6 protein-coding genes are annotated in these 3,003 nt (G+C 69.6%); 1 reads left to right on the forward strand and 5 read right to left on the reverse strand.

Annotated elements, in window-relative coordinates; translation table 11 throughout:
- Positions 1-314: 314 nt before the first annotated feature.
- On the reverse strand, positions 315-773 hold the full coding sequence (locus tag EIZ44_RS44295; protein WP_134734600.1) for an NUDIX hydrolase: 459 nt from the start codon (positions 771-773) through the stop codon (positions 315-317).
- Between the two features lie 135 nt (positions 774-908).
- On the opposite strand from EIZ44_RS44295, the gene EIZ44_RS44300 reads away from it, so the two are divergent.
- Entirely contained in the window at positions 909-1,358 is a 450-nt protein-coding gene (locus EIZ44_RS44300) for a DoxX family protein (protein WP_037815206.1), read from the forward strand.
- A 32-nt stretch (positions 1,359-1,390) separates the two neighbouring features.
- Here the strand turns inward: EIZ44_RS44300 and EIZ44_RS44305 are convergent, their stop codons facing one another.
- The 4 genes from EIZ44_RS44305 to EIZ44_RS44320 form a co-directional block, all read right to left on the reverse strand.
- Positions 1,391-1,990, reverse strand: a complete 600-nt coding sequence (locus EIZ44_RS44305) for a GTP-binding protein (RefSeq protein WP_009082429.1) — start codon at positions 1,988-1,990, stop codon at positions 1,391-1,393.
- On the reverse strand, positions 1,971-2,345 hold the full coding sequence (locus EIZ44_RS44310; RefSeq protein WP_037815208.1) for a DUF742 domain-containing protein: 375 nt from the start codon (positions 2,343-2,345) through the stop codon (positions 1,971-1,973). The genes EIZ44_RS44305 and EIZ44_RS44310 overlap by 20 nt, the downstream gene beginning before the upstream one ends.
- A complete protein-coding gene (locus EIZ44_RS44315) occupies positions 2,342-2,758 on the reverse strand; it encodes a roadblock/LC7 domain-containing protein (RefSeq protein WP_009082431.1) in 417 nt (138 codons plus the stop codon). The genes EIZ44_RS44310 and EIZ44_RS44315 overlap by 4 nt, the downstream gene beginning before the upstream one ends.
- The coding region (locus EIZ44_RS44320) for a hypothetical protein (RefSeq protein WP_134734601.1) at positions 2,758-3,003 on the reverse strand (246 nt) is incomplete at its 5' end. The genes EIZ44_RS44315 and EIZ44_RS44320, both read right to left, overlap by 1 nt.

Here is a 3,003-nt window from a genome sequence, read left to right on the forward strand (position 1 = left end):
CCTGATCTCGGATGTCCGTCAAAACGGGTCAGGCCCACCCAATGCCACATTGGGGCGCAAACCCCGCCACCCAGCCGCAGCCGGTGCACCCAACGAGCGAGGCACCCAGCCCCTCCCCCGCACCCCGATACGAAGCCTCCCTGCGGTTCGGGGGTGCTTGTCAAGGCATCTTTCCCGCCTTGACAAGCACCCCCGAACCGTCAGCACAATCAAGCTTCGGGGTGCCCCACGCAACCNAACCGTCAGCACAATCAAGCTTCGGGGTGCCCCACGCACGCCACAGAGAGCAATGTCGCCGCCAGGCGACGAGCCGATCACTCCAGCACAGCAAGCCGATCCAAAAACCCCCGCTGCCCCTTAACCAACTTCTCCCGAGCCACCTCAAGCGAAAACCACTCCACCCGATCCACCTCAGGAAACTCCCGCATCACCCCAGACCGAGGCGGCCACTCCATCTCGAAAACCCCCGGCACCACGACACCAGGATCAAGCTCCCCCTCCACCGCCCAAGCAGTCACCACCTTCCCGGACTGCCGAACCTCCCCCAACGAAACCCATTCCCCGTCCGGAACCGCCACCCCCAACTCCTCAGCGAACTCCCGCCGAGCCGCGGCCTCAGGTTCCTCCCCCTCCTCGATCTCCCCCTTGGGCAACGACCAAGCCGCCAGATCCTTCTTGGCCCAGAACGGCCCGCCCATATGCGCGAGCAACACCTCGACCCCGTCCGCGCCCCGCCGATAGACCAACACCCCAGCACTCCGCTTGACCACCATCCCCCCACCCTGCCAGCCCCCCTGACCAGCCCAAACACCGCCTCGAAAAAACTTCCCGGCGATGTGTCGATCCCGGCCGGCCACGTTCGACGCATAGGCAGAAGGCAGCCAACAGCCACCCGGGAGGGACCCAAGATGACCACCACCACCGCCCCCAAGACCGCAGCCGCCACCACGACCGAGGCCACGAAGTCCCTGGCAGACCGAGTCCGCCCGACCGTACTGGCCCTCTTCCGCGCCGTGGTGTCGTTCCTCTTCCTCTGCCACGGCCTGATGGGCTTCGGGCTCTTCGGCGGCATCGACAACGCGGGCGGCGCGGTCCCCTTCGGCCAGTGGCCCGGTTACTGGGCCAGCCTGATCGAGGTCGTCGGCGCGGTCTTCGTCTTCGCTGGGCTCTTCACCCGCGTCTCCGCGACCGTGCTCTCCGGCGTCATGGCCTACGCCTACTTCACCGTGCACGCCCCGGAAGGCCTGCTGCCCCTGCACAACATGGGCGAGCCCGCCGCGCTCTTCGCCTGGATCTTCCTCGTCATCGCGGTGGTCGGCCCGGGCGCGGCCTCCCTGGACCAGCTGCGCCGCCGCTGAAAAACCGCGCCGAGAGCGGCAATCCCGGGAACTTACCCGGGGTTGCCGCTCACGAGCATCGCCCGCCCGAGCGCGTGCTCCATCAGCACCGTCAGCACCTGCTTGGTGGAATCCCGCTCCCGCGCGTCGCACAGCAGCAACGGCACCTGCGGATCCAGATCCAGCGCCCCGCGGACTTCCTCGGTCCCGTACCGGTAAGCGTCGTCGAAGCAGTTCACCCCGACCACGAACGGCAACCCGCGCTGCTCGAAGAAATCCACGGCGGGGAAACAAGATTCGAGCCGTCGCGTGTCCGCCAGCACCACCGCGCCGAGCGCGCCCTCGGCCAGTTCGTCCCACATGAACCAGAACCGGTCCTGCCCAGGCGTGCCGAAGAGGTACAGGATCAGCTCGGGGTTGATGGTGATCCGGCCGAAGTCGAGCGCGACCGTCGTGGTGGTTTTGCCCTCGACGCCGGACAGGTCGTCCACGCCCTCGGACGCGGCGGTGATCACCTCTTCGGTGCGCAGCGGCGGCACCTCGCTGACCGAGCCGACCAGGGTCGTCTTGCCGACCCCGAACCCGCCCGCGACGAGCACCTTCACCGCTTGCGCGGTGAGCGACCGGCGGGGCTCAGAGTTTCCGGATGCCATCGAGAACCGCCTGGAGTACGTGGGGGCTGGGGGCGTCGGTCACCGGCGTCGCGGTGCGGAACAGCACGAGGTTGCGTTCTATCAAATCGCTCAGCAGCACCTTCACCACCGGCAGCGGGAGATCGACCCGCGCGGCCACCTCGGCGACCGAAACCGGGCGCTGGCACAGGGAAAGAATGCGCGAGTACTCCGGTTCGAGCCCGGGCGTCTCGCTCGCGGCGCGCAACGCGACGACGAGCGTGATGAGGTCGAGCCCGCGCGTGTCGGACCGGGTCCGCCCGCCGGTGACGGCGTAGGACCGCACCAGCGGACCGGCCTCGTCCTCGTACCAGGATTCGCGGCCCTGCGCCGTCATGGCGAGGTCCGCTGGACCGCTCCGGCCCGCGGCGCCGCGGTGAGCACCGCACCGACCCGCTTGACCATCAGGTTCATCTCGTAGGCGACGAGCCCCATGTCCGCGTCGACCCCGGCCAGCAGCGCGAGGCACGCGCCCCGGCCGGCCGCGGTGACGAACAGGAACGCGTGGTCCATCTCGACCATCGTCTGCCGCACGTTGCCGCCGCCGAAGTGCCGTCCGGTGCCGCGGGCGAGGCTCTGGAACGCCGACGCGACCGCGGACAGGTGCTCCGCGTCCGCCTCGGACAGATTGCCCGACCGGCCGATCAGCAACCCGTCCGCGGACAGCACCACCGCGCGGTCCGCGCCGGCGACCCGCTGCACGAGGTCGTCGAGCAGCCAGTCGAGCTCGTTGACGCCGTTGTTCGCCATCAGTCGCGATCTCCGTACCTGTTGTCGTGCCCGGGATCGGCCTCGCGGGCCCGCCGGGTGCCCTGCTGGAACGCGCTGAGCCGGGAGCGGGCCTGCTCCGGCGAATCCTCGCGGACCTCGTCGGATTCCGGTGCCGGCCGGTCGCCGCGCAGTTGCGGGACGAGGTTCTGCTGCCGGCGCCGCTGCGGCAGCGGGGGCCGTCCGGGCGGACGCGGCGGCGCGGCCCGGCCGTTTTCGACCGCGGG

This window comes from Amycolatopsis nivea, from assembly GCF_004522235.1.
Lineage (GTDB): Bacteria > Actinomycetota > Actinomycetes > Mycobacteriales > Pseudonocardiaceae > Amycolatopsis > Amycolatopsis nivea.

Coding starts and splice junctions, on each gene's coding strand:
- EIZ44_RS44295 (WP_134734600.1), bottom strand. CDS start 773: ATGGTGGTCAAGCGGAGTGCTGGGGTGTTGGTCTATCGGCGGGGCGCG.
- EIZ44_RS44300 (WP_037815206.1), top strand. CDS start 909: ATGACCACCACCACCGCCCCCAAGACCGCAGCCGCCACCACGACCGAG.
- EIZ44_RS44305 (WP_009082429.1), bottom strand. CDS start 1,990: ATGGCATCCGGAAACTCTGAGCCCCGCCGGTCGCTCACCGCGCAAGCG.
- EIZ44_RS44310 (WP_037815208.1), bottom strand. CDS start 2,345: ATGACGGCGCAGGGCCGCGAATCCTGGTACGAGGACGAGGCCGGTCCG.
- EIZ44_RS44315 (WP_009082431.1), bottom strand. CDS start 2,758: ATGGCGAACAACGGCGTCAACGAGCTCGACTGGCTGCTCGACGACCTC.